The sequence below is a fragment of the Cellulomonas cellasea genome, from assembly GCF_030372105.1.
In the GTDB taxonomy this organism is placed as follows: Bacteria; Actinomycetota; Actinomycetes; order Actinomycetales; family Cellulomonadaceae; genus Cellulomonas_A; species Cellulomonas_A cellasea_A.
The window spans coordinates 71,536-93,504 of record NZ_JAUDBQ010000017.1 but is presented as its reverse complement, the minus strand read 5'-3'; the positions used below and the strand labels follow the sequence as shown (position 1 = coordinate 93,504).

General features: G+C 71.5%; 20 protein-coding genes. 5 read left to right on the top strand and 15 right to left on the bottom strand.

Features of this window, described 5'->3' with window-relative positions; genetic code table 11:
• Positions 1–481: 481 nt before the first annotated feature.
• The gene (locus tag QUV83_RS15350) at positions 482–1,306 is read right to left on the bottom strand and encodes a tryptophan-rich sensory protein (protein WP_289565795.1); all 825 of its coding nucleotides are present in this window, start codon (positions 1,304–1,306) and stop codon (positions 482–484) included.
• Between the two features lie 139 nt (positions 1,307–1,445).
• Here QUV83_RS15350 and QUV83_RS15345 point away from each other — a divergent pair, with 139 nt between their 5' ends.
• The gene (locus QUV83_RS15345; protein WP_289565794.1) at positions 1,446–2,042 is read left to right on the top strand and encodes an NUDIX hydrolase; all 597 of its coding nucleotides are present in this window, start codon (positions 1,446–1,448) and stop codon (positions 2,040–2,042) included.
• Positions 2,043–2,129: 87 nt separating this feature from the next.
• Positions 2,130–2,939, top strand: coding sequence for a hypothetical protein (locus tag QUV83_RS15340; protein WP_289565793.1), 810 nt, complete (start codon positions 2,130–2,132; stop codon positions 2,937–2,939).
• Here QUV83_RS15340 and QUV83_RS15335 read toward each other — a convergent pair.
• Entirely contained in the window at positions 2,897–3,502 is a 606-nt protein-coding gene (locus QUV83_RS15335) for a DinB family protein (RefSeq protein WP_289565792.1), read from the bottom strand. The two genes, QUV83_RS15340 and QUV83_RS15335, sit on opposite strands and share 43 nt — an antisense overlap.
• Before the next feature lie 173 nt (positions 3,503–3,675).
• Here QUV83_RS15335 and QUV83_RS15330 point away from each other — a divergent pair, with 173 nt between their 5' ends.
• Positions 3,676–4,896, top strand: coding sequence for an amidohydrolase (locus QUV83_RS15330; RefSeq protein WP_289565791.1), 1,221 nt, complete (start codon positions 3,676–3,678; stop codon positions 4,894–4,896).
• Positions 4,897–4,980: 84 nt separating this feature from the next.
• On the opposite strand, the gene QUV83_RS15325 is transcribed toward QUV83_RS15330, so the two are convergent.
• From QUV83_RS15325 to QUV83_RS15290, 8 genes are all read right to left on the bottom strand, one after another.
• The gene (locus QUV83_RS15325) at positions 4,981–5,919 is read right to left on the bottom strand and encodes a dihydrodipicolinate synthase family protein (RefSeq protein ID WP_289565790.1); all 939 of its coding nucleotides are present in this window, start codon (positions 5,917–5,919) and stop codon (positions 4,981–4,983) included.
• 73 nt (positions 5,920–5,992) lie between these two features.
• Positions 5,993–6,718: an SDR family oxidoreductase gene (locus QUV83_RS15320; RefSeq protein WP_289565789.1), complete on the bottom strand. Its 726-nt coding sequence runs from the start codon at positions 6,716–6,718 to the stop codon at positions 5,993–5,995.
• A gap of 37 nt (positions 6,719–6,755) precedes the next feature.
• Positions 6,756–7,871, bottom strand: a complete 1,116-nt coding sequence (locus tag QUV83_RS15315) for a mandelate racemase/muconate lactonizing enzyme family protein (protein ID WP_289565788.1) — start codon at positions 7,869–7,871, stop codon at positions 6,756–6,758.
• A 48-nt stretch (positions 7,872–7,919) separates the two neighbouring features.
• Positions 7,920–8,822, bottom strand: coding sequence for a carbohydrate ABC transporter permease (locus QUV83_RS15310; protein WP_289565787.1), 903 nt, complete (start codon positions 8,820–8,822; stop codon positions 7,920–7,922).
• Entirely contained in the window at positions 8,822–9,766 is a 945-nt protein-coding gene (locus tag QUV83_RS15305) for a carbohydrate ABC transporter permease (RefSeq protein WP_289565786.1), read from the bottom strand. The genes QUV83_RS15310 and QUV83_RS15305 overlap by 1 nt, the downstream gene beginning before the upstream one ends.
• 1 nt (position 9,767) lies before the next feature.
• Complete coding sequence (locus QUV83_RS15300; RefSeq protein ID WP_289565785.1) at positions 9,768–11,030, bottom strand: ABC transporter substrate-binding protein; 1,263 nt, start codon at positions 11,028–11,030, stop codon at positions 9,768–9,770.
• Positions 11,031–11,080: 50 nt separating this feature from the next.
• On the bottom strand, positions 11,081–11,782 hold the full coding sequence (locus tag QUV83_RS15295; protein WP_289565798.1) for a FadR/GntR family transcriptional regulator: 702 nt from the start codon (positions 11,780–11,782) through the stop codon (positions 11,081–11,083).
• A gap of 215 nt (positions 11,783–11,997) precedes the next feature.
• On the bottom strand, positions 11,998–12,450 hold the full coding sequence (locus QUV83_RS15290) for a DUF4352 domain-containing protein (protein ID WP_289565784.1): 453 nt from the start codon (positions 12,448–12,450) through the stop codon (positions 11,998–12,000).
• A gap of 320 nt (positions 12,451–12,770) precedes the next feature.
• On the opposite strand from QUV83_RS15290, the gene QUV83_RS15285 reads away from it, so the two are divergent.
• Both QUV83_RS15285 and QUV83_RS15280 read left to right on the top strand, forming a co-directional pair.
• The gene (locus QUV83_RS15285; RefSeq protein ID WP_289565783.1) at positions 12,771–14,099 is read left to right on the top strand and encodes a sensor histidine kinase; all 1,329 of its coding nucleotides are present in this window, start codon (positions 12,771–12,773) and stop codon (positions 14,097–14,099) included.
• 38 nt (positions 14,100–14,137) lie between these two features.
• A complete protein-coding gene (locus QUV83_RS15280) occupies positions 14,138–14,800 on the top strand; it encodes a response regulator transcription factor (protein WP_289565782.1) in 663 nt (220 codons plus the stop codon).
• Positions 14,801–14,813: 13 nt separating this feature from the next.
• On the opposite strand, the gene QUV83_RS15275 is transcribed toward QUV83_RS15280, so the two are convergent.
• Genes QUV83_RS15275 through QUV83_RS15255 form a run of 5 tightly spaced genes read right to left on the bottom strand, consistent with a single transcriptional unit; the run spans position 14,814 to position 21,962 of the window.
• Positions 14,814–16,772, bottom strand: a complete 1,959-nt coding sequence (locus QUV83_RS15275) for a glycoside hydrolase family 127 protein (protein ID WP_289565781.1) — start codon at positions 16,770–16,772, stop codon at positions 14,814–14,816.
• A 48-nt stretch (positions 16,773–16,820) separates the two neighbouring features.
• Positions 16,821–18,824, bottom strand: coding sequence for a glycoside hydrolase family 31 protein (locus tag QUV83_RS15270; RefSeq protein WP_289565780.1), 2,004 nt, complete (start codon positions 18,822–18,824; stop codon positions 16,821–16,823).
• A 47-nt stretch (positions 18,825–18,871) separates the two neighbouring features.
• On the bottom strand, positions 18,872–19,690 hold the full coding sequence (locus tag QUV83_RS15265) for a carbohydrate ABC transporter permease (protein ID WP_289565779.1): 819 nt from the start codon (positions 19,688–19,690) through the stop codon (positions 18,872–18,874).
• Entirely contained in the window at positions 19,687–20,667 is a 981-nt protein-coding gene (locus QUV83_RS15260) for a carbohydrate ABC transporter permease (RefSeq protein ID WP_289565778.1), read from the bottom strand. Before QUV83_RS15260 ends, QUV83_RS15265 begins: the two co-directional genes overlap by 4 nt.
• Positions 20,668–20,714: 47 nt before the next feature.
• Complete coding sequence (locus tag QUV83_RS15255; protein WP_289565797.1) at positions 20,715–21,962, bottom strand: sugar ABC transporter substrate-binding protein; 1,248 nt, start codon at positions 21,960–21,962, stop codon at positions 20,715–20,717.
• Between the last annotated feature and the right edge of the window lie 7 nt (positions 21,963–21,969).

Below are 21,969 nucleotides of genomic sequence, written 5' to 3'. Positions count from 1 at the left end.
CTTACTGCATTTCCTCGCCCCGTCAAATTCCCTTTTCGTGGAATCTTCGGAGTTGAGGACCCTCCTATCCTAGGCACATTTCGGAGGCGGTTTAAACCGCCTTCTTGTGAGCCCGGGATCGCTGCTCCCCGTGGGAACGGCCACCGGATTTGACCCGCGGTGTCCGCTGCTCGCTCGGAGGCAACTTCGCAAACTTAGCGGAGGCTTTCTCGCCCGTCAAACCCGCTCTCACGGGATCTGGGCTTCTGCCACCTCCCCAGGCGCGACGAGTCGACGGCAAGCCGTCGATGTGTCTGTCTGGGGTGCTCCTCCGTGGGACCGGCCACCGGGTCTTCGACCTGCGGTGTCCGTTGCTCGCTCGGAGGCGGCTGGAATAACTTAGCCCACCGGTCGGGCCTCGTCAAAAGCCCTGGAGAGGCCCACCCCGGCGCCCGATACGCGGGTTTTGCGGCCCTTTCCCGCGCGACTCTGCGCCGGCGCCTCAGCCGCGCACGGGCATCGGGCCCGAGCGAAGCCGCGCGACCGCCGTCACGAAGGTGATGACCACAGCCGCGGCTGCCGCCGCGACGGCTGTCGCATCGGAGGCCGGCGGCCCGTCGAACCGCGCGGCGGCGATCCACCCGAGCCCCCACACGATGGAGGACGCGACAGCGAGGCGGCCGCGGCCGTAGACCGCAAGGGCGACCCCCAGCACGGCCACGAGCGTCAGGACAGCCACGGCCCACCCGGTCGCGGCACTCCCCCCGTCGACTCCTGCGCCGCGCAGTGCCGCGGCCACGTTGGCGCACACCGCCACGCACACCCACCCCAGGTAGAGGCCCAACGTGCCGTCGGCGACGACGGCCTCGACCCGCCCCCGCGGCCGGGTGGTGACGAGCCGCCGGAAGGCCTCCGCGAGGACCGCGAGGAGCACCACGATCACCACGACGCTCAGCGGCACCGCGCCTGCCTGCACCACGGCGATCCACGCGGCGTTGAGCACCAGCGAGGCCGCCACGAGCCAGGCGATGCGCCGGGAGTCGCTGGCGTCGAACCACTGCCACACCGTGTACGCGCCGAGCCCCGCGTAGATGAGGCTCCAGATCGAGAAGGCGCCGGGCCCCGGGGCCAGCAGTGTGGCCTCGCTGGAGAGCAGGCCATCGGCGGCCTCCGCGATGGGCGTTCCGCCGAAGGCGCCCGAGCCGATGAACGAGCCCAGCACGCACAAGGCGAAGACGGCACTGACCACGATCTGGCGCACGCGTGCGGAGCGGGCCGGCGCCTTGGCCCCACCAGGCGCCACCACCTCATCTGCCGAGCTCGGCATGCCGTCCTCCCCTGGTTGGGCTCCCGACTTTCTGACCCTGCCGCCTCACCGCCGGCGCGCCGCGGGTCCAGCATCCCGGCGTTCGGCCGTCGACGCGCGCTGGGCCGTGGCACGGCGTCGTGCCCCTTACGGTCATCGGGTGCCTCACCACGACCTCACCGAGTCCGCACACGCCCAGCTCGCCGAGTGGCAGCCGCCCGACGACCGCCAGGAGCGCCTGCGCGTCCAGTACCTCGCACACCTCGAGTCCCACGGCAGGGCCGCGCTGTCGAAGGGCGGCCCGCCTGAGCACCTGACAGCCAGTTGCGTGGTGCTCTCCGAGGACCTCGCCGAGACGCTGCTGTGCTTCCACCGGAAGGGCAAGTTCTGGGTGCAGTTCGGGGGGCACCTCGAGGAGTCCGACGCCTCGTTGGCCGACGGCGCCCGGCGCGAGGCCCGCGAGGAGAGCCAGGTCGCGGCTCTGGAGCTGCTCGGCGACGTGCCGTTCGACCTCGACAGGCACGCGCTCTCCGGCGGGTGGACGTGCGCGGAGCACCTGGACGTCGGGTTCGTGGCCGTGCTCCCCCGCGCGGCGGCCTTCGCCGTCACCGACGAGAGCGAGGCGCTCGCGTGGTGGCCCGTGTCGGCGATCCCGGAGGACTCCGCGGATGGGCTGGCTGATCGCGTCGCTCGTGCGCGCCGGCATGCCGCACTGCTCCTCGAAGGGCGGGCGTCGCACGAGCAGGCGTCCCGGTAGGCATCCCCGCACGCGTCCCACCTGGCGTCTCACCGGGCTGAGCCTGCTCCACCTGCCCATGGGCCCGCCGCCGCCTACCGTGGACTGATGGCGATGCTCGCGTCAGCGCTTGTGCAGGCGGCGACCACCCGCACCGGGCATGCGTGCGAGGAGGGCTCCGGGCTGCTGCACGAGCCGGTGTCCACCGTGACCAGCCTGGCGTTCGTGGTGGCCGGCGGGCTCATCCTGGCGGGCGGCCGCCGGGCCAGGCAGGCGGCACCTGAGGGGCCCGCCGCGCCGGTGCCCACGGCGGCGCCCCACCGGACGGGAACACCGCCGGACCCGACAGGCTCACCGCAGGCGGCGCGGCAACGGTCGACGGCCGCGTACGCGGCGCTGGTCGCCTCGATCGGGGTGGGCTCAGTGGTGCAGCACGGCCCCGACCCGGCCTGGTCGGATGTCGCCCACGACCTGCCGCTGCTCGCCACCCTCGCCTTCGTCGCCGCCGACTCGGTGGCCGACCTGACCGGCCGGCGCCGGGCCTGGTGGTGGTGGGCGGCGCCCAGTGTCGCGCTCGTCCCGCTGATCGCCGCCGCACCGGTGTCCGGTGATGTGGCGCAGGGCGTGGCGGCGACTGCGGCCGTGGGGCTCACCCTCGCCCGGGCCGTGGCAGTCCCCCGACGGCGCGCGCGCATCGCCTGGAGCATCGGGCTGTTGGGGGTCGGTGGCGTGATCGGCGTGCTGACCCGTGCGGGCGGGCCCTGGTGCGCGCCGGGCTCACTGTGGCAGGGGCACGGCGCCTGGCATCTGCTGGCGGCGACGGCGCTAGTCGTCCTGGCCCCCGTCATCGGCGACCGGGAGCCACCCGGCACCGGTCAGCGGCGTGCGGCGCCGTCGTCCACGCGCGACGCCGCCTGACGCGCGGCGGCCTCGACCCGGGCGTGGTGCTGCGCCCACCCGTCGGCGCCGCGTCCCGCCACGTTCGCGTCGCCGGCGCGCAGTCCCGCCGCGCCGTCGATGAGCTCGCGGATGATGTCGGCGTGGCCGGCGTGACGGCTCGTCTCCGTGCCCATGTGCACGAGGATCCGGTGCAGGGTGACCGCCCGGTTCTCGGGCCGCCACCACGACACCTCGCCCACGGCGTCCAGGGGCAGGGCCCGGATGGTCGCGTCGCTGTGCTCGGCCGAGTAGTGGTGCAGGTCGACGATGTCCGCGCGGGACTCGTCGGCGGCGGCCCACATGTCCGCCTCGGGATCGGAGCCCTCGGCGTACCACGGGAGGTCGCGGTCGGCGGGGCGGCCGAACACCTCGCCGAAGTAGCCGAGCTGCACGCTGGCCACGTGCTTGACCAGGCCGAGCAGGCTGGTGCCCGTCGGGGTCATCGGACGGCGGATGTCGTACTCGCCGAGCCCGTCGAGCTTGCCGAGCAGGTCGGCGCGGCTGCTCTGCAGTGACCGGAGCAGGGTCTCCTTCTCATCCATCCCGACACTATGGCGGAGGCGGGGCTCCCCCGTCTGCGCCAGAGCTGTGCGAATGCGACGGCTGCGAGCCCCGCGGCCAGCGCCGCCGCGAGCGTGGAGGTGGCCGTGGTGGCCAGCGTGTTTCCATGTCCTGACGCCCCACGTCCAGGGGCGCGGAACAGGAACAGGCGCAGATGACCACCACCCTCATTCAGGACGTCCGCCCGTGGGGCGGGGCGCCGAGTGACGTCACCCTCCAGGACGGCGTCATCACCGCCGTCTCCCCCGCCGGCGACGGCGCGACGACGCCCGGCGCGACTGTCGTCGCGGGCGCGGGACGACTGCTGCTGCCGTCGTTCACCGACACGCACGTGCACCTCGACTCGACCCGGATCGGCCTGCCGTTCCGCCCGCACAGCGCCCAGCCCGGCGGGCTGTGGAACCTGATCGACAACGACCGTCAGAACTGGCGCCAGGCCGAGAAGTCGGTGGCCGAGCGCGCCACCCTGACGCTCGGCGGCGCCATCGAGCACGGGATGACCCGGGCCCGCGCGTTCGCGCAGGTCGACGCCGACTGCGGCCTGGAGCGCCTCGAGGGGGTCGTCGCCGCGCGCGAGGCCCATCGCGACCGCGCCGACGTGCAGATCGTCGCGTTCCCGCAGGCCGGCATCCTGCTCGAGCCCGGAGTGCCCGACCTGCTCGACGCGGCGCTGCGCAACGGCGCGGACGCGATCGGCGGCCTCGACCCGTGCGGGCTCGACCGCGACCCGGTGCGCCACCTCGACGTGGTGTTCGGCCTCGCCGAGAAGCACGGCGTGCCGATCGACATCCACCTGCACGAGGGCGGGACGCTCGGCGCGTTCACCATCGACCTGATCCTGGAGCGCGTCGCGGCACTCGACATGCGCGGCCAGGTGACGATCTCGCACGCCTTCGCCCTGGCGGACCTCGACGCGCAGGCCGCCGATGCCATGGCCGCCGCGCTCGCCGCGCACGACGTCGCCGTGGCGACCATCGCCCCCGGCGGCAACCGGGTGCTGCCGATCCCGGCCCTCGCCGCGCATGGCGTGCGGATCGGGCTGGGCCAGGACGGCCAGCGCGACTACTGGTCGCCCTACGGCAACACCGACATGCTCGACCGCACCTGGCAGCTCGCGTTCACGCGCAACCTGCGCCACGACGAGCTCATCGAGCACTGCGTCGCCATCGCGACGGTGGGCGGCGCGAGCCTGGTCGACCCGTCCGCGACCCGCCTCGGCGGCGTCGCGGACCGCCCCGGGCTGGCCGTCGGCGACCCGGCCGAGCTCGTGCTCGTGCCGGGAGAGACCGTCACCTCGGCCGTCATGGACCGTCCGGCGGGGCGCACCACGATCCACGCCGGCCGCGTCGTCGCGCACGACGGGACGCTCGTCTAGCACGAGCGCGAACGCCACACAGGCCGGCCGGCCGTGCCGGAGCACGGACGGCCGGCCTGGCGGGGCGCAGTGCCGGGGCGGGGCTCAGATCCGCCCGAGGCCCTGCCCGTCCAGCACGCGGTGCACGGCAGCGCGCTCCGCGTCGTCGAGCGACTGCAGGGGCGCCTGCAGCAGATCGTGGTCGATGATGCCGCGGTAGGCCTGCGCCGCCTTGAACGCCCCGATGGTGGCGCTGAACCCGCTGATGCGCCCGGCGGCGATCTTCGCGATGAGCCGCAGCGCGTGCAGCCGCTCCTGCACGATGCGGGCGGCCTGCCAGTCGCCGCGCACCGCCGCGTCGTACATCTCCACGAAGCCGTGCGGGTCGATGTTCGCGACGCCGACGATCAGGCCGTGCGCGCCCTGCAGGATCGCGGCGTCACCGGTGATGTCGGATCCCGTGATGACGGAGAAGCCGGGCAGGTCCCGCGTGTTCTCGATGATGAAGCGGAACCCGTCCTCCTCCCCGCTGGTGTCCTTGACGCCCGCGATCACACCGTCGTGGGCCAGCTCGACGGTGAGGTCGGCGGGGAGCTTGACGCCCGTGAACAGCGGGATGTCGTACGCGTACAGCGGCAGCTCGGAGGAGGCGGCGATGGCCCGGAAGTGGGCGTCGAGCTCGACGCGCGACACCGAGCCGTAGAACGCGGCGGTGGAGACGAGGGCGTCCACGGGGTACTGGGTGGCGATCTCGACGTTGGCGAGCACCTTGGCGGTGCCGATGTCGCTGACTCCGGCCAGCACGGGGATGCGCCCGGCGACGGTGTCGGTGACGGTCCGCAGCACGGTGTGCTGCTGGTCGTCGGTGAGGTAGGGCCCCTCGCCGCCGGTGCCGAGCGCGAAGATCGCGTGCACGCCGGCGTCGACCTCGAAGTTCACGAGGCGCTCGAGCGAGGGGACGTCCACTGTCCCGGTGGGGGTCAGGGGCGTGATGATCGGGGGGATGACGCCGCGGAGCGGCTGCGTGGAGGACAGGGCAGTCATGGTGCTCACTTCTTCTGGGTGGTGATCAGACCGGCACTTCTGGGTGGGGATCAGGGCGCGCCGCAGGGGCACGTCAGCCCCACTGGGCCTCGGTGACGGGGCGCAGGGCGGTCTCGAGGATCCGGAAGTGACGCGGGCGGGTCAGCACGAAGCCGATGAGCTCGGCCACGTCGTCGGGCCGCATCATGCCCTGGAGCTGGTCGGAGCCGTCGACCCGGCCCCGCTCGTCGTCGATCGCGAAGTTGGTCCACACGCCGCCGGGGGCGATGTTGGACGCGCGGATGCCGGACTCGCGCAGCTCGTTGTCGAGCGCGCGCGTCAGGCCCACCTGCGCGAACTTGCTCGCCGAGTACACGGCCTCGCCCGGCAGCCCGCGCCGGCCGGCCTCACTGGCCACGGTGATGAGGTCGCCCCCGCCACGGGCCACCAGGTGCGGCACCGCAGCCCGGTAGAGGTGGATCGTGCCGAGCACGTTCGTCGCGATCATCTCGTCCTCGTGCTCCTCGGGGACGTCGAGGAACTCGCCGTAGGAGCCGACGCCCGCGTTCGCGACGGCGATGTCCAGCCCGCCGAACTCCGCGACGGTCCGCTCGACGAAGGCCGCCACGGCGGCGCGGTCGGCGACGTCCACGGCGCCGGTGATCGACTCGGGCAGGCCCAGGTCCTTGCCGGAGCGCGACAGCAGGCCGAGCTTGACGCCCTGGGCGCTGAGCAGCCGGGCGAGGGACTCGCCGATGCCGGAGGAGGCGCCGGTGATGATCGCGACCTGGCCGCGGAGGTCGTTGATGGCGTACGTCATGGTGTGTCCGTCCTGTTCAGTGAGGGGGTTGAGGGGTTCAGAGGGCGATCGCGTGGCGGTCGAGGTACTCGCGGTCGAACACCAGGCCGTTGCCCGGGCGGTCCGACGGCACGTAGAACCCGTCCACCTCCGTGCCGGCCTCGGAGACGATGCCGAGCTCCTGCCAGCGGCCGCCGTCGGTCACCTCGGCGTAGGAGATGTTGGGGACCGCGGCGAGCAGCGACGCGCTGAGCTCGAGCACGAAGTGCGGGGTCATCGGCAGGTTGTGGGCCCGCGCCACCGTCGCGATGTCGAGGTAGCCGGTGATGCCGCCCACCCGCCCGAGGTCCGCCTGCACGAAGTCCACGGCGCCGCGCTCGATGTACTCGGTGAACTGCGGGAGGTTGTAGACGTTCTCCCCCAGCCCGATCGGCGTGCTCGTGCGCTCGCGCAGCCGCACGTGGCCGGTGATGTCGTCCGAGGGCAGCGGCTCCTCGATCCACAGCAGGTCCAGGTGCTCGAAGCGCTTGAACGCCCGCAGCGCCTCGGGGAAGCTCCAGCCCTGGTTCGCGTCCACGGCCAGCGGGAACGCGCCGATGGCCTCGCGGATCTTCGTGAGGCGCTCGACGTCCTCCTCGAGGTCCGGCTTGCCGACCTTCACCTTGCCGGCGGCGTAGCCGAGCGCCTGCCAGCGGCGGGCCTGGTCCACGACCTCCTCGACGCTGCGGTTGAGGTTGATGCCGCTGCCGTACAGCGGCACCCGGTCGCGCACCCGGCCGATGAGGTCCACCAGCGGCACGCCCAGGCTCTTGCCGAGCAGGTCCCAGCACGCGATGTCGATCGCCGAGAGCGCGTGGGTCGTGACGCCGGCGCCGCCGATGTCGTGCACGTAGCGGTAGCTCGAGTGCCAGATGCCCTGCGGGGACAGCGGGCGTCCAACGACGTTCGGGATCATCTCGCCCACCAGCGCGGCGATCGTCGCCCCGCCCATGCCCGACGTGTGGCTGAAGCCCGTGCCGACGAGCCCGTTGTCGCCGTGCACGTCGACGAGGGTCACCTCGATGTCGGTGACGTGGTGGATCTGGTCGCCCCACGGCCCGTCGGGCAACGGCACGCGGGAGGCGCTCAGCTCGATGGACTCGATGCGCGGGATGCGCGAGCCGGTGATGGTCATGGCGTTCGTTCCGATCTGTGAGGTGCTGTGGTTCGAGGTGGGGCGGGCTCAGCCCTTGACGGCGCCGGCGGTCAGCCCGCTGATGAGCTGGCGCTGCACGACCATGAAGCCCGCGAGCACCGGGATGGCGGCCAGGACGCCGCCAGCGGTGAGCAGGTCCCACCGGATCTGGTACTCGCCGATGAAGAGCTGCAGCCCGACGGGGATGGTCTGGGCGGCGGGCGTCGAGGTGAAGGTCAACGCGTAGAGCAGCTCGTTCCACGCGAAGATGAAGATGTACGTCCCGGCGGCGGTGAGGCCCGGGCGCATGAGCGGCAGCAACACGTGCCGCACCATCTGCCACGGCGAGCAGCCGTCGATCGACGCCGCCTCGTCGAGCTCCAAGGGCAGGCCGTCGAGGAAGTTCTTCAGCAGGAACGTCGCGAACGGGGTGGCGAACGTCGAGTAGACGAGGATCAGGCCCCAGCGGGAGTCGAGCAGCCCGACGGTGCGCAACTCGGCCTGCAGCGGGATGACCAGCAGCACGGCCGGGAAGAGCTGGGCGATGAGCAGCGCGGTCAGCATCGAGGTGCGGCCCCGGAACCGGAACCGCGACAGGCAGATGGCCGACGCCATCGCCACGAGCAGCGAGAACGCCACGGTGCCGAACGCCGTGAACACCGAGTTGCCCAGGTAGCTGAGGAACTGCGTGGTGCGGAACAGCTCGACGTACGCGTCGAGGGTGAACGTCTCGGGGATCGGGTTGACCCCCGGGGTGAGCAGCTCCCGCTCGGAGGTGAGCGACGTCAGCAGCATCACCAGGTACGGGCCGAGCGTCGCCGCCAGCCACAGGGCGACGGCGCCGTGGACCAGCGAGCTGCCCAGCCGCACACGGGGGCGGCGCGGAATCGGGACCGGGGCGGGCGCCGGGGCCGCCGCAGGCGCCAGGGGACGATCGAGCACAGCGGACATCACGCGCTCCTGTCTCTCGTGAGGCGGATGTACATCACGACCAGGACGGAGAGGATCGCCGCCTGCACCATCGCGTAGGCCGCGCCCTGCCCGAAGTCCCCGCCCTTGTACGCCGTCAGGTACGACAGCAGCGGCAGGGTGGTGGTGGCGCGAGCCGGCCCGCCGCCGGTCAGCACGTAGGCGAGGTCGATGTAGTTCGCCGTCCAGATGAGCCGCAGCACCAGGGTGATGAGCACCGTGGGCAGGATGTGCGGGACGACGACGTTGCGGAAGACGCCCATCGGGCCGCAGCCATCAGTGCGCGCGGAGTCCTTGAGCTCCTGCGGCACGCTCTGCAGCGCGGCCAGGATCATCACCGCGAAGAACGGGATGCCCTGCCAGGCGTCGATCGCGATGAGGGTGGGCATCGCCGTCTCCGACGTGCTGAGGAACGCCACCGGCTTGTCGAGGATGCCGAGCCCCACCAGGACGCCGTTGACGATGCCGCGGTTCGGGTCGAGCATCCACAGCCAGATCAGGGCGACGAGCACGCTCGGGGTGGCCCACGGGACCATCGCGAGCCCCCGGGCCAGGCCGCGCAGCGCGAACCGCTGGTTGAGCAGGAACGCCCCCGCGGTGCCGAGCACGAGCTGCAGCCCCACCGCCCCGAACGTCCACGCCGCCGAGTTGCGCAGCGCGTTCACGAAGTGCGGGTCGGAGAGGATCGCCTGGTAGTTCTCGATCCCCGTGAAGCCGATGATGCCGCCGAGGAAGCTCGTCTCGTTGAACGAGAACCAGATGGCCCGCAGGAACGGGTAGACGATGAACGCCGCGAACAGCGCCAGGCTCGGAGCGAGGTACACCAGCGGCATCAGGTTGACGCGGCGCCGCGGCGCCCGCTGTGCTGCCCGACCTGCCGGGAGTTGCTCCCGGCGCGGCAGCGCGGTCAGAGGTCCGGCTGTCATCTCACTTCCCCGCCAGCACGGTCGACAGCTCCTCAAGCGCCTCGGCGCTGGTGACCTTGCCCTCGAAGGCCGACTGGAGCGTGGGCACCCAGTCCTTGTTGACCACCGTCGACGTGCCCGGCAGCAGGGGCCACGTCCGCGCGGTGGCCTGCGCGTCGAGCGCCACCCGCAGGCCCTCGTCGTCGCTGAACGGCGAGCCCTCGGCGACGGACGTGAGGACGGGGAGCTGGCCCTGCGGCGAGGTGCTCATCGTGAGCATCGGGTCGTGGGTCAGCAGCCAGGACACCCACTCCCAGGCGAGGTCCTGCTTGTCGGAGGCCCCGAACACCACGTTGCCGCTCATCGAGCCGAGCGTCGTGGGCTTCGCGGGATCGGCCGACGGCATCGGGATGACGCCGACGTCGTCGCCGAGGCCCTCGCGCACAGCGGCCAGCGAGCCCGCGTGGTGGATCATCATGGCCGTCGTGCCGTTGAGGAAGTTGCCGCGCACCGCGGCGAAGTCCGCGGTGATCGAGCCCGGCGGCGTGGCCTCGAGCTCGCGCAGCAGGTCGAGGTAGTCCTGGTTCGCCGCGACGCCCACCGGGTCCGCCAGGGTGACCTTGCCGGACTCGTCGACGAACTGCGCGCCGGCCGAGTACATCCAGGCGGCCCACTGGTCCTGACCGCCCACGCCACCACGGACGTCGATCGCGAACTGCCCCGCGTCCGCCAGCGTCTTCGCGGCGGCCATGACGTCCTCATGCGTGCGAGGCGCCTCGAGCCCATGCGCCGCGAAGATGGCCTTGTTGTAGTACATGTACAGCGTCGTGTACTGGTGCGGCATCAGGTAGATCTCGTCGTCGCCCGGCACCTTGCCCGCGTCCAGCAGGGCCGGGACCACGTCGTCCTTGCCCTCCCAGCCGGCGATCCGCTCGCTCAGCGGCGCGAGCGCCTTGGCCTGCACGAACTCGCCCAGCCACACGTCCTTGAACCGGGCCGCGTCGGGGCCGCCACCGCTGCTGAGCGCGTTGAGCAGCTTGTCCTCGTACTGCGCGAGCGGGATGACCTGCACCTCGACGGTGCCGCTCGTGCTCTGCTCGTTGAACTCCGCGACCAGGTTGGTCCACGTCGGGTCCGTCGAGTCGTCCTGCCACAGCCAGTACGTGAGCGTGGCGTCTCCGTCGTCGGCCGCGGCGCTGCCGCCTCCGCAGGCGGAGAGCAGCAGGGCGCCGGCGAACAGCCCGGCCGCGACGGGGGCGAAGCGCGTGCGCGAACGTTGCCTCATTGCAATGTCCTTTCTGGTGGCCCGGGGGCCGGTGGGGGGATGCGGTGGCTCTAACCGGCTGGGGTGGGCGCCGGCGTGGTGCGGGACGCGGCGCGCTGATGGGTCAGCCGGGTCCGGACGTCGAAGAAGTGCACGTTGAGCTGGTGCACCGCGAGCTGGGTGTCGCCGGCGCGGAGCGCGTCGACGATGCGCGAGTGGCTGCGGGCCGACTCGACGAGGTCGCGGCCCGTGGTGGTCTCGGGCGACATCCGCTCGAACATCTGCCAGAACGCGGTGAGCAGGCTCTCCAGCGTCGCGTTGTCCAGATGGGCGTAGATGGCGTGGTGGAACGCCTGGTCGTCCTCGATGAACGCCCGGCCCTGCTCGGCCTTGGCGTGCATGCGGTTGGTGACCTCGCGCAGCTCGCCGATCTTCTTGGCGGACATGTTCGCGACGGCGGTGGGGAAGAACGCCACCTCCAGCACGCGCCGCACGTCGAGCAGCTCGATCAGGGCGTCGGTGGTCGGCTCCATCATCTCGGTGAGCCGCAGCACCACGGCCGTCATGTCGAAGCGCCCCAGGCTGCGGCGCGCGCCCTGCCGGGAGACGACGATGCCGAACCCGTCGAGCACCGCGAGCGCCTCCCGCAGCGCGGCGCGGCTGACGTCGAGCCGCGCGGCGAGCTCCTGCTCGGTGGGGAGGTCGTCGCCCGGCTCCAGGCCGAGCTCGCGGCACACGTCGAGGATGCGGTCCTGCAGGTTCGCTGGCTTCATTGCCACCTCACATTTGTCGGACAACATTGACCGGGAAACGTTGGGGTCTTGTCGCGAACGTACGTTCTGCCAGTTCAGGCGGCAACAGTTCGGACAACTTTGGGGTCACTTGTCAGACAACCGAGCGCTGCGCCCGCACAGGCCCGCACAGCAAGAAGCGGCCATGCTCGGGCATGGCCGCTTCTCGCGGATCAGTCGCTGCTCTCAGGCTGAGGTCAGAGCGTGACCGTCACGCCGCTGGAGAAGGGCGAGTCGTGCAGTTCCAGCGATGTGATGGCCACATCCACCGGCATGTCGAACACGATCGTGCCGTTGACGGTGTTGCCAGGGTTGATCTCGTTGAGGAACGAGTTCGCGTCCTCGAGATAGATCGGCGCGGTCGCGTCGGGTGAGAACTCGCGCCCCTGGGCGTCGAACGCCTTCTGCGACCCGCCGTGGAAGAAGACCGCCTCGTCCCCGATGTTCTGCACGGTGACTCGGACAAGGACGAACTGGCCCTGTGCCTTCTGCCCGAACGCGTCCGACCCGAGCGAGGCCACCCCCGGCTCGACGGCTGTCACGGTGAACTCGAGCTTGCCGTCCCGAACCGGCGCCCCAATCCCCGCGGCTGCCGGCTGCTCGACGGGCGCGTCGGCAGCCTCGGGCTCGGCGACGGGCGCCGGGGCCACGTCTCCCGCCGCCTGGCCGGCGTCGCCAGAGGGCTCGTCCGCCCCACCCCCGCCGATCGCCGAGACGACGATGACGAAGACGACGAACGCCCCCAGCCCGGTCAGGATCTTGTGCCGGGCGAACCAGCTGCGCCGGACAGGCTCAGGCCGTCGCGGCGACCCGGTCCGGTCGCTGCGACGGCCTGAGCCTGTCCGGCGGCGCGCCCACGCGGCATCCGCCGACCGGCCACACCGTCATGCCCGATCGGGCATAGCCGCTGGCCGGATCGTGCCTGATCAGCCGACGAGGAATGTCGGCGGCTGCTCCTACCCTCAGAGACATGCCAGCCGCCGGAACGCAGAGGGTCGCGGGCCCCACCAGGCCGGCGCATCCCCTCCCTTCCACCACACCGCCGTACGCCCACCCCCCGTTCGGCCAGGGCCCTGTCCCGGTGGTGTTCGACGCGACCCGTCGTGGCCGCCGCCAGGCGGGGACGGTCGGGGCCGTCGTGGTCGCGGCGTTCTCCGCGCTGGTCGCCTCCTCCTTCGACTCGAACGCGCGTGACGCCAGCGGGGAGCCCATGCTCGGGCTCACCCTGGTGGCGATGCTGGCCGGCCTGGGCATCGCCGGGCTCCTCGTCTGGCGCCGCAATCAGCCCGTGCGGGTCTGCCTCGTCGCGAGCGCGGCGGCGGTCATCCTCCCGCTGGACTCCTTCGCCGCGCTGCTGTCGCTCACCTGGGTCATCGCGAGCGCCCCGCGCCGCACCGCCTGGCTCTGCGGCGCCGCGACGACTGCGGCCACTGCCATCGCCCTGGGTCGCGACGCGCTGCGCGACCCCGCGTACATGGTGATGTCGTCGACTAGCTCTGCCACGGGCCAGTTGTCGTACTTGACCACCGAGGGGTTCTGGGTCATCGGAGCCCTCTGCGTGGCAGTGGCTGTCGGCGTGGGCCTAGCCCGGCGCTGGCAGAGAGTCGCGGCGGCTGCCGTTGCGGACAAGGACGCCCAGTCCGCCACGACCAACCAACTTCGCGACAAGATGACCCGGCAGGAAGAGCGCGACCTCATCGCACGCGAGGTCCACGACACCGTCGCCCACCACATCTCCCTCATCTCCCTGCAGGCGTCGGCCCTCGAGGTCGATCGGGCGGCCTCGTCGGCCGAAGTGCGAGCAGCCACCCAGCAGATGCGCACCTCCGCCCAGCAGGCACTCGCAGAGATGCGAGGCCTGGTCGCGACGCTGCGCACCGGCGCAGATGACGACCATTCCCCGGGGGCCACCCTCGAAGACCTCGCTGGCCTGCTCGACAACGCACGCCTGCACGGGAGTTGGGTCGCCAGTGCCGTCTACGTCGCAGACGCCCATCTGGCGGCGCCGGCACTGAACCGCGCGGCGTTCCGCATCGTGCAAGAGTCCCTCACCAATGCGCTCAAGCATGCGCCAGGGCATCCCGTGGAGGTCGATGTGCGCGCCGGTCGGCAGATCGGCGTCACGATCCGGGTCGCCAATCCTCTCGGCTCGCTCGACCGTCCCCCGCCGGCTCGCTCCGGCTCCGGGATCCTCGGCATGCGGGAGCGTGCCGAGCGGGTCGGCGGATGGCTGGACGTCCAGGTCGACGGCGGTTGGCACACCGTCACAGCCCATCTGCCCTGGGCGCAGGCCGACTGACGTCATGGCGTGTGGGCGCAGGCCCGTACGCTCACCGCGTGACCAGAGTCCTCGTCGTCGACGACGACGCGCTCGTGCGCCAGCTGCTGACCAAGATCCTCACTGACCAGGGCATCGAGGTCGTCGGTGACGCCGCGGACGGAGACGAGGTGGTCGCCGCGATCCACGCCCATCGCCCCGATGTCGTGCTCATGGACCTGCACATGGCGCGGGTCGGCGGAGTCGCCGCCATCACGGAGGTCCGTCGCCTTCCCCACCCCCCAGCCGTCATCGCGCTCACCTCGTTCGGCACTGATGAGACCGTCCTCGAGGCGCTCCGTGCTGGCGCACAGGGCTTCCTGACCAAGGACGCCGACCCCGGGCAGATCGCCGACAGCATCGAGAAGGTCGCAGGCGGTGGCGGTGCGCTCGACCCCAGTTCTGCTCGTGTGGCGATCCGCCATGTGGCCGACGGCCGTGACAGTCGCAGGTCCACCGCGCGGCTGGCGCTCGCCCGGCTCACAGAACGCGAGCTCGAACTCGCCCAACATCTTCCGTCTGGACTGACGAATGCCGAGATCGGCGTGGTGGCCTTCTGCTCCGAGTCGACAGTGAAAGCCCACCTCTCCCGAGCGATGGGCAAGCTCGGAGTCGCCACACGCACAGAGCTCGGTGTGATCGTGGACCGTGCGGACCTCTCTCTGCGCCAGCCGGAGGCCTGAGCGGGTTGCGCCGTCAGCGCGGCCTGACGGTGGGGAGCCACACCCGCATCGTCGAGGGGCCGCGCTCGGCCCACGAGTGGTACGGCGTGAGCCGCAGCTCGACGGACTCGCGCGCGGGCGCCGACGCCTGCCGCCGGCTGTAGGGCAGCGCCCCGGCGCCGTCGGTGTGCGTCACCACCTGGGCCCGGACCACGGCGCCCGAGAGACCCCCGGAAGCGGCGACTGGCGCTATCGACGCGTCGAGCCGCACGTCGTCGAGGTCCACCCCCACCGGCAGGTCGACGGATTCCAGGCAGAGCACCCGGGGTCCGGCCTCGACGGCCACGCAGCCGCGCACGGCGTCGATGCGCTCGTCGGGCCAGGTCAGGCGTGGCTCCATGGGCAGCGTGAGACGGACCTCCTCCCCCACTGCGAGCAGGCGCTCGACGTCCACCAGGCCCGGCTCGACGGGCCGCTCGCCGCCGCCCTCGGAGAGCACTGCGCCGTGCGCCCACTCGGGCACGCGCAGCCGCAGCCGCACCGGGCGGTCGGGGGCCTCGGTGACGCGCACCGTCACGGTCCCCGCGTCGGGGTAGGCGGTGCTGACGTCGAAGCCGAGCACGCCGCCACCGTCGAGCTCGACGCGCAGGGCGCCCGACGCGTACTGCAGCAGCGTCAGCCCGTCCGGCTCCGCGACGGCGGCGTAGGACTGCCAGGTCGCGAGGGTCCGCGCGAGGTTGGTCGGGCAGCAGGAGACGTCGAACCAGGGCGCCCGCTGGCCGCCCTCGGCGCGCGGGTTGACCTCGTCGGCCACGGAGCCCTCGGCGGGGGTGCGCTGCTGCAGCGGGTTCGCGTAGAAGAAGGCCTTGCCGTCGGCGCGCGGGGAGGTCGCGATCACGTTGTAGAACGTGCGCTCCATCAGGTCCGCGTACCGCTCGTCCCCGGTGGCCAGGAACAGCCGCCAGGAGACCATGTTCGACGCGATGCCCGCGCACGTCTCGCAGTAGGCGCGGTCGGGCGGCAGCACCCAGTCGTCGCCGAAGCCCTCGTCCTGATGGTGGGACCCCATGCCGCCGGTCAGGTAGGTGCGCCGTGCCACGGTGGCGGTCCACTGCCGCTCGAGCACCGCGAGCAGGTCGGCGTCGTCGCGGTCCACGGCGAGGTCCACGGCGGCGGCGGCGAGGTACAGCGCGCGCACGGCGTGGCCGCGCCACACCGTCGCCTCGCGCACCGGCACGTCGTCCTGGAAGTACGCGGGCCCGAATTGGACGGGCCCGAGCAGCCCTCGCCCGCGGCGGTCCACGAACAGCTCCGCCTGCGCCAGGTACCGGGGCTCGTCGAGCGCGCGGCCCAGCTCGGTGAGCCCGACCTCGATCTCCGGGTGCCCGCAGATCGCCTCCCGTCCCCCGGGGCCGAACTCGCGGCACACGTGGTCGGCGGCGCGGCGCGCGACCTCGACGAACGCGTCGACGCCCACCGTGCGCACCCGGGCCACAGCAGCCTGCAGCAGGTGGCCGGTGTTGTAGAGCTCGTGGCCCATCTCCAGGTCCGAGTACCGCGGCTGCTGCGTGCCGTGGCCGAAGCAGGTGTTGAGGTACCCGTCCGGGTCCTGCGCGCGGGCGACCCGCTCGGCTAGCCGAGTGAAGGTCTCGTCCACGTCCGTCGAGCCCGTGCGGCCGTGCTCCCAGGCCAGCGCCTCGAGGAGCTTGTAGAGCTCCGAGTCGGCGAACGACCAGCCCGGGCGATCGGGCCCGATCGTCCCGTCGGCCACCCGGTCGAAGCTCGCGATCCAGCCGAGCCGCTCCATCCACTCCTCGCAGTGCGCGAGGGTGGCCGCCGCGTTGGTCTGCTGGAGCGTGGCCCAGAAGCCGTCGGTGAGCGCGATCTCGGCGAGCCCGAGCGGGCGCCTGGACCCCCGCGCGGGCGACACGGGCACGCCGCCTGCGCGGTCGCTGCCAGGTCCTCGGCGGACGTCGATGATGGTGGGGAGCACGGCGTCTACTTTCTTCGTCTGCGAATCACGAGCGGGGCCTTCAGGCCGTCAGGGGCGCAGCGGGACGCTGGACCCCTCGCGGGTGAACACCGGGATGCGCTCGAGGGGCGCGTCGGCCTCGATCGTCTGGCCGCCCTCGTGCACGTCGCCCGTGGCGGCGTCGACCCAGCGGGCCCCACGCGGCAGGTACACGGCCCGCGAGCGCTGGCCCGCACGGGAGATGGGCGCGACGAGGATGTCGGGGCCGAACAGGAACTCGTCCTCGACCTCCCAGGCGCCCGGGTCGTCCGGGTGGTCGACGAACAGCGGGCGCATGGGCGGCAGGCCGTCCGACGAGGCGAGGCTCATCTGCTCGTGGATGTACGGGCGCAGGCGCTCGCGCAGGTGCAGCAGGTCCGCGATGATCTCGTAAGCCTCGTCGCCGAACGACCACACCTCGTTGGGCCCGCCGGTCTGGGCGTACGACGTGGGGGTGCGGGGGTCGCGGTCGCCGTGCAGGCGGAACAACGGGCAGAACACGCCGTACTGGAACCAGCGGATCATCAGCTCGCGGTACGCCGGGTCTCGGGAGTCGCCGCCGTGGAAGCCGCCGATGTCGGTGGTCCACCACGGGATGCCGGAGATGGCGATGTTGAGGCCCGCGCGGATCTGCTGCTCGAGCGAGAGCCACGTCGCCGGGATGTCCCCCGACCACACGGCCGCGCCGTGCTTCTGCGCGCCGGCCCACGCGGAGCGGCACAGCAGCACCGTGGGCTCCTGGCCCGCGGCCGCCATGCCCTCGGCGAAGAGCCGGGCGTTGTCACGCGGGTAGATGTTCGCGACCTCGGCGCCCGGGCCGGCGTACAACGTCAGGTTGCCGGGGTGCGCGGGGTTGAGCTCGGGCTCCGACGCGTCCAGCCAGAACACCTTGATGCCCAGGTCCAGGTAGTTGCGCCGCACCAGGTCCCACACGTACTCCCGGGTGCGGGGGTTCGTCGGGTCGTAGAACGCCAGCGGCATGGGCGTGGTCATGCCCTTGTCCTGGATGGTCTGGTGGAACTCGACGCCCTGGTCCGAGCCGACCAGCAGCCCCTGGTCGCGGTAGTCCGCGAAGTTCTCCGACAGCGGGGAGATCGTGGGCCAGATGGACACCATGAGCTCGATGCCCAGATCGTGCAGCTCGTCGACCATGGCCTGCGGGTCGGGCCACTCGGCCTCGTCGAAGCGGAAGTCCCCCATCGCCGACCAGTGGAAGTAGTCCGTCACGATCACGGACATGGGCAGCCCGCGCCGCTTGTGCTCGCGGGCGACGCCCAGCAGCTCGTCCTGGTCGAGGTAGCGCAGCTTGCACTGCCAGAACCCCGACGCCCACTGCGGCAACTCGGGCACGTGCCCGGTCGCGTCGGCGTACCGCGCCATGATGTCGGCGGGCGTCGGCGCGGCCGTGAACCAGTAGTCGATCTCCCGCGCTTGGCCCACGCTCCACCGCGTCGCGTTCTGCGCGAACTCCACACGCCCCACCGCCGGCACGTTCCACAGCAGGCCATAGCCCCGGTTGGACAGCACGAATGGGATGTTGACCTCGGCGTTGCGCTGCACCAGGTCGAGCGACAGGCCCTTGATGTCGAGCCGGCCGTGCGTGCGCTGGCCCAGGCCGTACAACTTCTCGCCGTCGTACGCCGCGAACTGCTGGTGGATCTCGTAGGCCCCCGCGCGGTTGCCCTGGTACGAGCGCGCGCCCGGCATCCAGAAGTGCTCGCGGCTCTCCGTGAGCAGTTCCTCCCCCGTGCTGGTGCGGCGGAACGTCAACAGCGGCTCCGGGTAGGCGGCGCCCAGGTCGAAGTCGACCTCGACGGTCAACTCGCCATGCCGGAACGTCGCCTGCGCGTCGCCTGCCTCGATCGACGGGGCCGGCGAGGCGGGCGCCTCGTCGAGCGCGCCCTGGCTCTCGGCGGGGATGCGGTACTGCGCCGCGCGGACGCGGACGCTGTCGACCCCCCACGCCTCGATGGTCAGCACCTCATGGCGGTGGCGGATCTCGAGGGACGTGGCGGACGGGTGGAAGGTCACCATGGTGCTGGCACTCCGGTCTTGCGGAAATGGACGGTCGGGGGTGGGGCTCAGTCCTTGACTGCCCCTGCGGTGACACCGGCGGCGACGTACCGCTGGGCCACGACGAGCAGCACCGCGGCGGGGATCGACGCGACCACGGCGGTCGCCATGATCGAGTTCCACTGCGTGGTGTTGTTGCCGATGTACTTGTAGATGCCGAGCGTGATGGGGATCAGGTCCCCGTTGCGGTTGAGGGTCGAGGCGAAGATGAAGTCCGACCACGACCACAGGAACGCGAACAGCGACGCGGTGATCATCGAGTTGCGGCTCACCGGCAGCACCACCGACCAGAACGTGCGCCAGGTGCCCGCGCCGTCGACGGTGGCGGCCTGGATCAGCTCGCGTGGGATGCCCTGCATGAACGTGGTCAGCAAGAGCACCGCGAACGGCACCGCGACGGTGGAGTCCGCGACGATCAGGCCCCACACCGTGTTGAGCAGGCCGAGCTTGATGTAGATGGCGTAGAAGCCCATCGCCATGATCACGCCGGGGATCATCTGCGCCACGAGCAGCACGAAGTTCAACGTCTTGCCGCCGCGCAGGTTGAGCTGCGCCAGCGAGTACGCCGCGGGGGCCGCGACGACGAGCGTGAGCACCACGGTGCCGAGCCCGATGAGCATGCTCGTGCCCAGGTGCGGCAGCTGGTGGTCGAGGACGTTGCGGTAGCCCTCGAGCGTGGGGTTCCACGGGAACCAGTGCGGGGGGTCCGAGCGCATGTCGCTGGTCTTGGTGAGCGAGACGTTCACCATCCAGTAGACGGGGAACAGCATCAGGGCGGTGAAGAAGACGCCCAGGGCTGTCTTCCACCAGGGACGGTGGCCGGTCATGACTGCTCCTGTCGGCGCTGGAGGTGCAGGTACACGAACCCGAAGGCGAGCGCGATGAGGATCAGCAGGTTGCCGACCGCCGCAGCGGGCGAGAAGTCGGGCTGGCCGGTGCCGAACGCCTCCCGGTAGGACCACACGGCGAGGGTCGTCGACGAGCTGCCGGGGCCGCCGGTCGTCATGATCCAGATGATGTCGACGACCTTGAGCGTGTAGATCAGCCCGAGCAGCAGCGTGATGATCGAGACGGGCCGCAGCAGCGGGAACGTGATCTTGCGGAACTGCTGCCAGGCGCTCGCGCCGTCGAGGCTCGCGGCCTCGTACACGTCGCCCGGGATGTTCTGCAGCCCCGAGTAGAGGATCACCAGGTTGAACGGGATGCCCAGCCAGATGTTGGCGAAAATCACCGACACCAGGGCCCACTCGGGCGAGGTCAGCCAGTTGACCTGGCCGACGCCGAAGGCGCCCAGCACCGAGTTGATGATGCCGTTGTCGCTGTTGAGCATCCACGACCACGTGGACGCGGACACGATCAGCGGCAGCAGCCACGGGATCAGGAACATCCCCCGCAGCACCCCCGAGAGCCGGAAGTTCTGCCGGAAGAAGACCGCCAACGCCAGGCCCAGCACGTACTGGAACGCGATGGACACCACCACGAACAGCGCGGTGTTGCGCAACGCGGGCCAGAACGTCCGCGAGCTGAGCACGTCGGAGTAGTTGTCCAGCCCCACGAACTCCGCGTTGCCCTGCACGAACGCGCGTGGCGTGTAGTCGTGCAGGCTCAGCTCGATGTTCCGCCAGAGCGGGAACGCGTAGAACGCCACCAGGTAGACCACGAGCGGGGCGGCGAATCCGACTGCCGCCCATCGGGTGGATCGCGACCGGCGGCTCGTGGTGCGGCCGGACGGGGCGGCGACGGCACGCGCCGCCACCCCTTCCGGCGCCGCCGCGCCGGCCCCGACCGATCTGGTCTGGGTCATCTTCATCAGGTCAGTTCCTCAATGCTCGGTGCAGCGGCGGTGCCAGGTCAGCCGATCGCGGCTTCAGCGGCCTCCTGGGCCTGCTGCAGCGCGACCTCGGGCGTCTCGACGCCGGAGAGCGCCTCCTGCACTGCGGTCCAGAGCTGCTCCGAGACCTTCGGGTAGTCGGTGCCGAGGTCGTCGCTGGTCCGGCCCTTGGCGGCGTTGACGGCGTCGACCCACGGCTCCAGGTCGGCGTTCTCCGCGAGGATCGCGGCCTGGCCGTCGGCCGTCGGCGGGATGTAGTACGCGAACGTGGTGCCGGTCTCGACGAACCCGTCAGTGGTCGTCATGCACTCGACGATCTTGCGGGTCGTGTCGTAGCGGGCCTCGTCCTTCTGCACGGGCATCGTCACGAACTCGCCGCCCGTGGGGGCCGCTGCCGAGCCGCCCTTCTGGCCGGGGATCGGGATGACGCCGGTGGCGAAGTCGGCCTCCGCGGCGCTGTTGATCTGCCACGTGCCGTTGACCACGAACCCGAAGTCACCGGTGAGGAACTCCTCCCAGGTGGTGTTCTGGGAGTTGCTGATGACCGAGTTCGGCGCGTACCCGTCGGCCAGCCAGCCCGTCCACAGCTCGAGCGCCGCGACGGCCTGCGGCGAGTCCAGCTCGCGCAGGTCGGCGCCTGCGCCCCAGAACCACGGCAGGAACTGGAACGAGCCCTCCTCGGTGCCGATCCCGGCGAAGGTGATGCCCTTCTTGCCCGACGAGGTGACCTTGGCCAGCGCGTCCGTGAGGGAAGCCCAGTCGGTGATGCTCGCGGTGTCGACGCCCGCGGCCGTCAGCACGTCCTGGTTGTAGAACAGCGCGAGGGTGTTCGCGCCGATCGGGATGCCGAACGTGTCGCCGTCGATCTGGCCCGCGGCGATGAGGTTCTCGTCGATCGCGGAGGTGTCGAAGCCGAACTCCTCCATCGTGTTGAGCATGCCGGTGTCGGCGAGCGTGGACACGGCGGGGTTGTCGAGCAGGATCACGTCGGGCGACGTGCCCTCCTGCGCCGAGAGCATCGCCTGGTTGGTCAGGGCCGTGGTGTCGTACGCGGTGCGCTGGACCGTGACGCCTGCCTCGACGCCGCACGCCTCGACGCGCTTGCCCCAGTCGGACGCCGCGTCGTGCTGGGGGTACGGGTCCCACCAGGTGTAGGAGCTGCCGGCGTCGCCGCCAGCCTCGCCGTCCGACGAGCAGGCCGTCAGGCTCACAGCAGCGAGCGTGACCGCCCCCAGCACGCCCATGCTGCGGATGGTTGTCTTGCGCATCACGTCA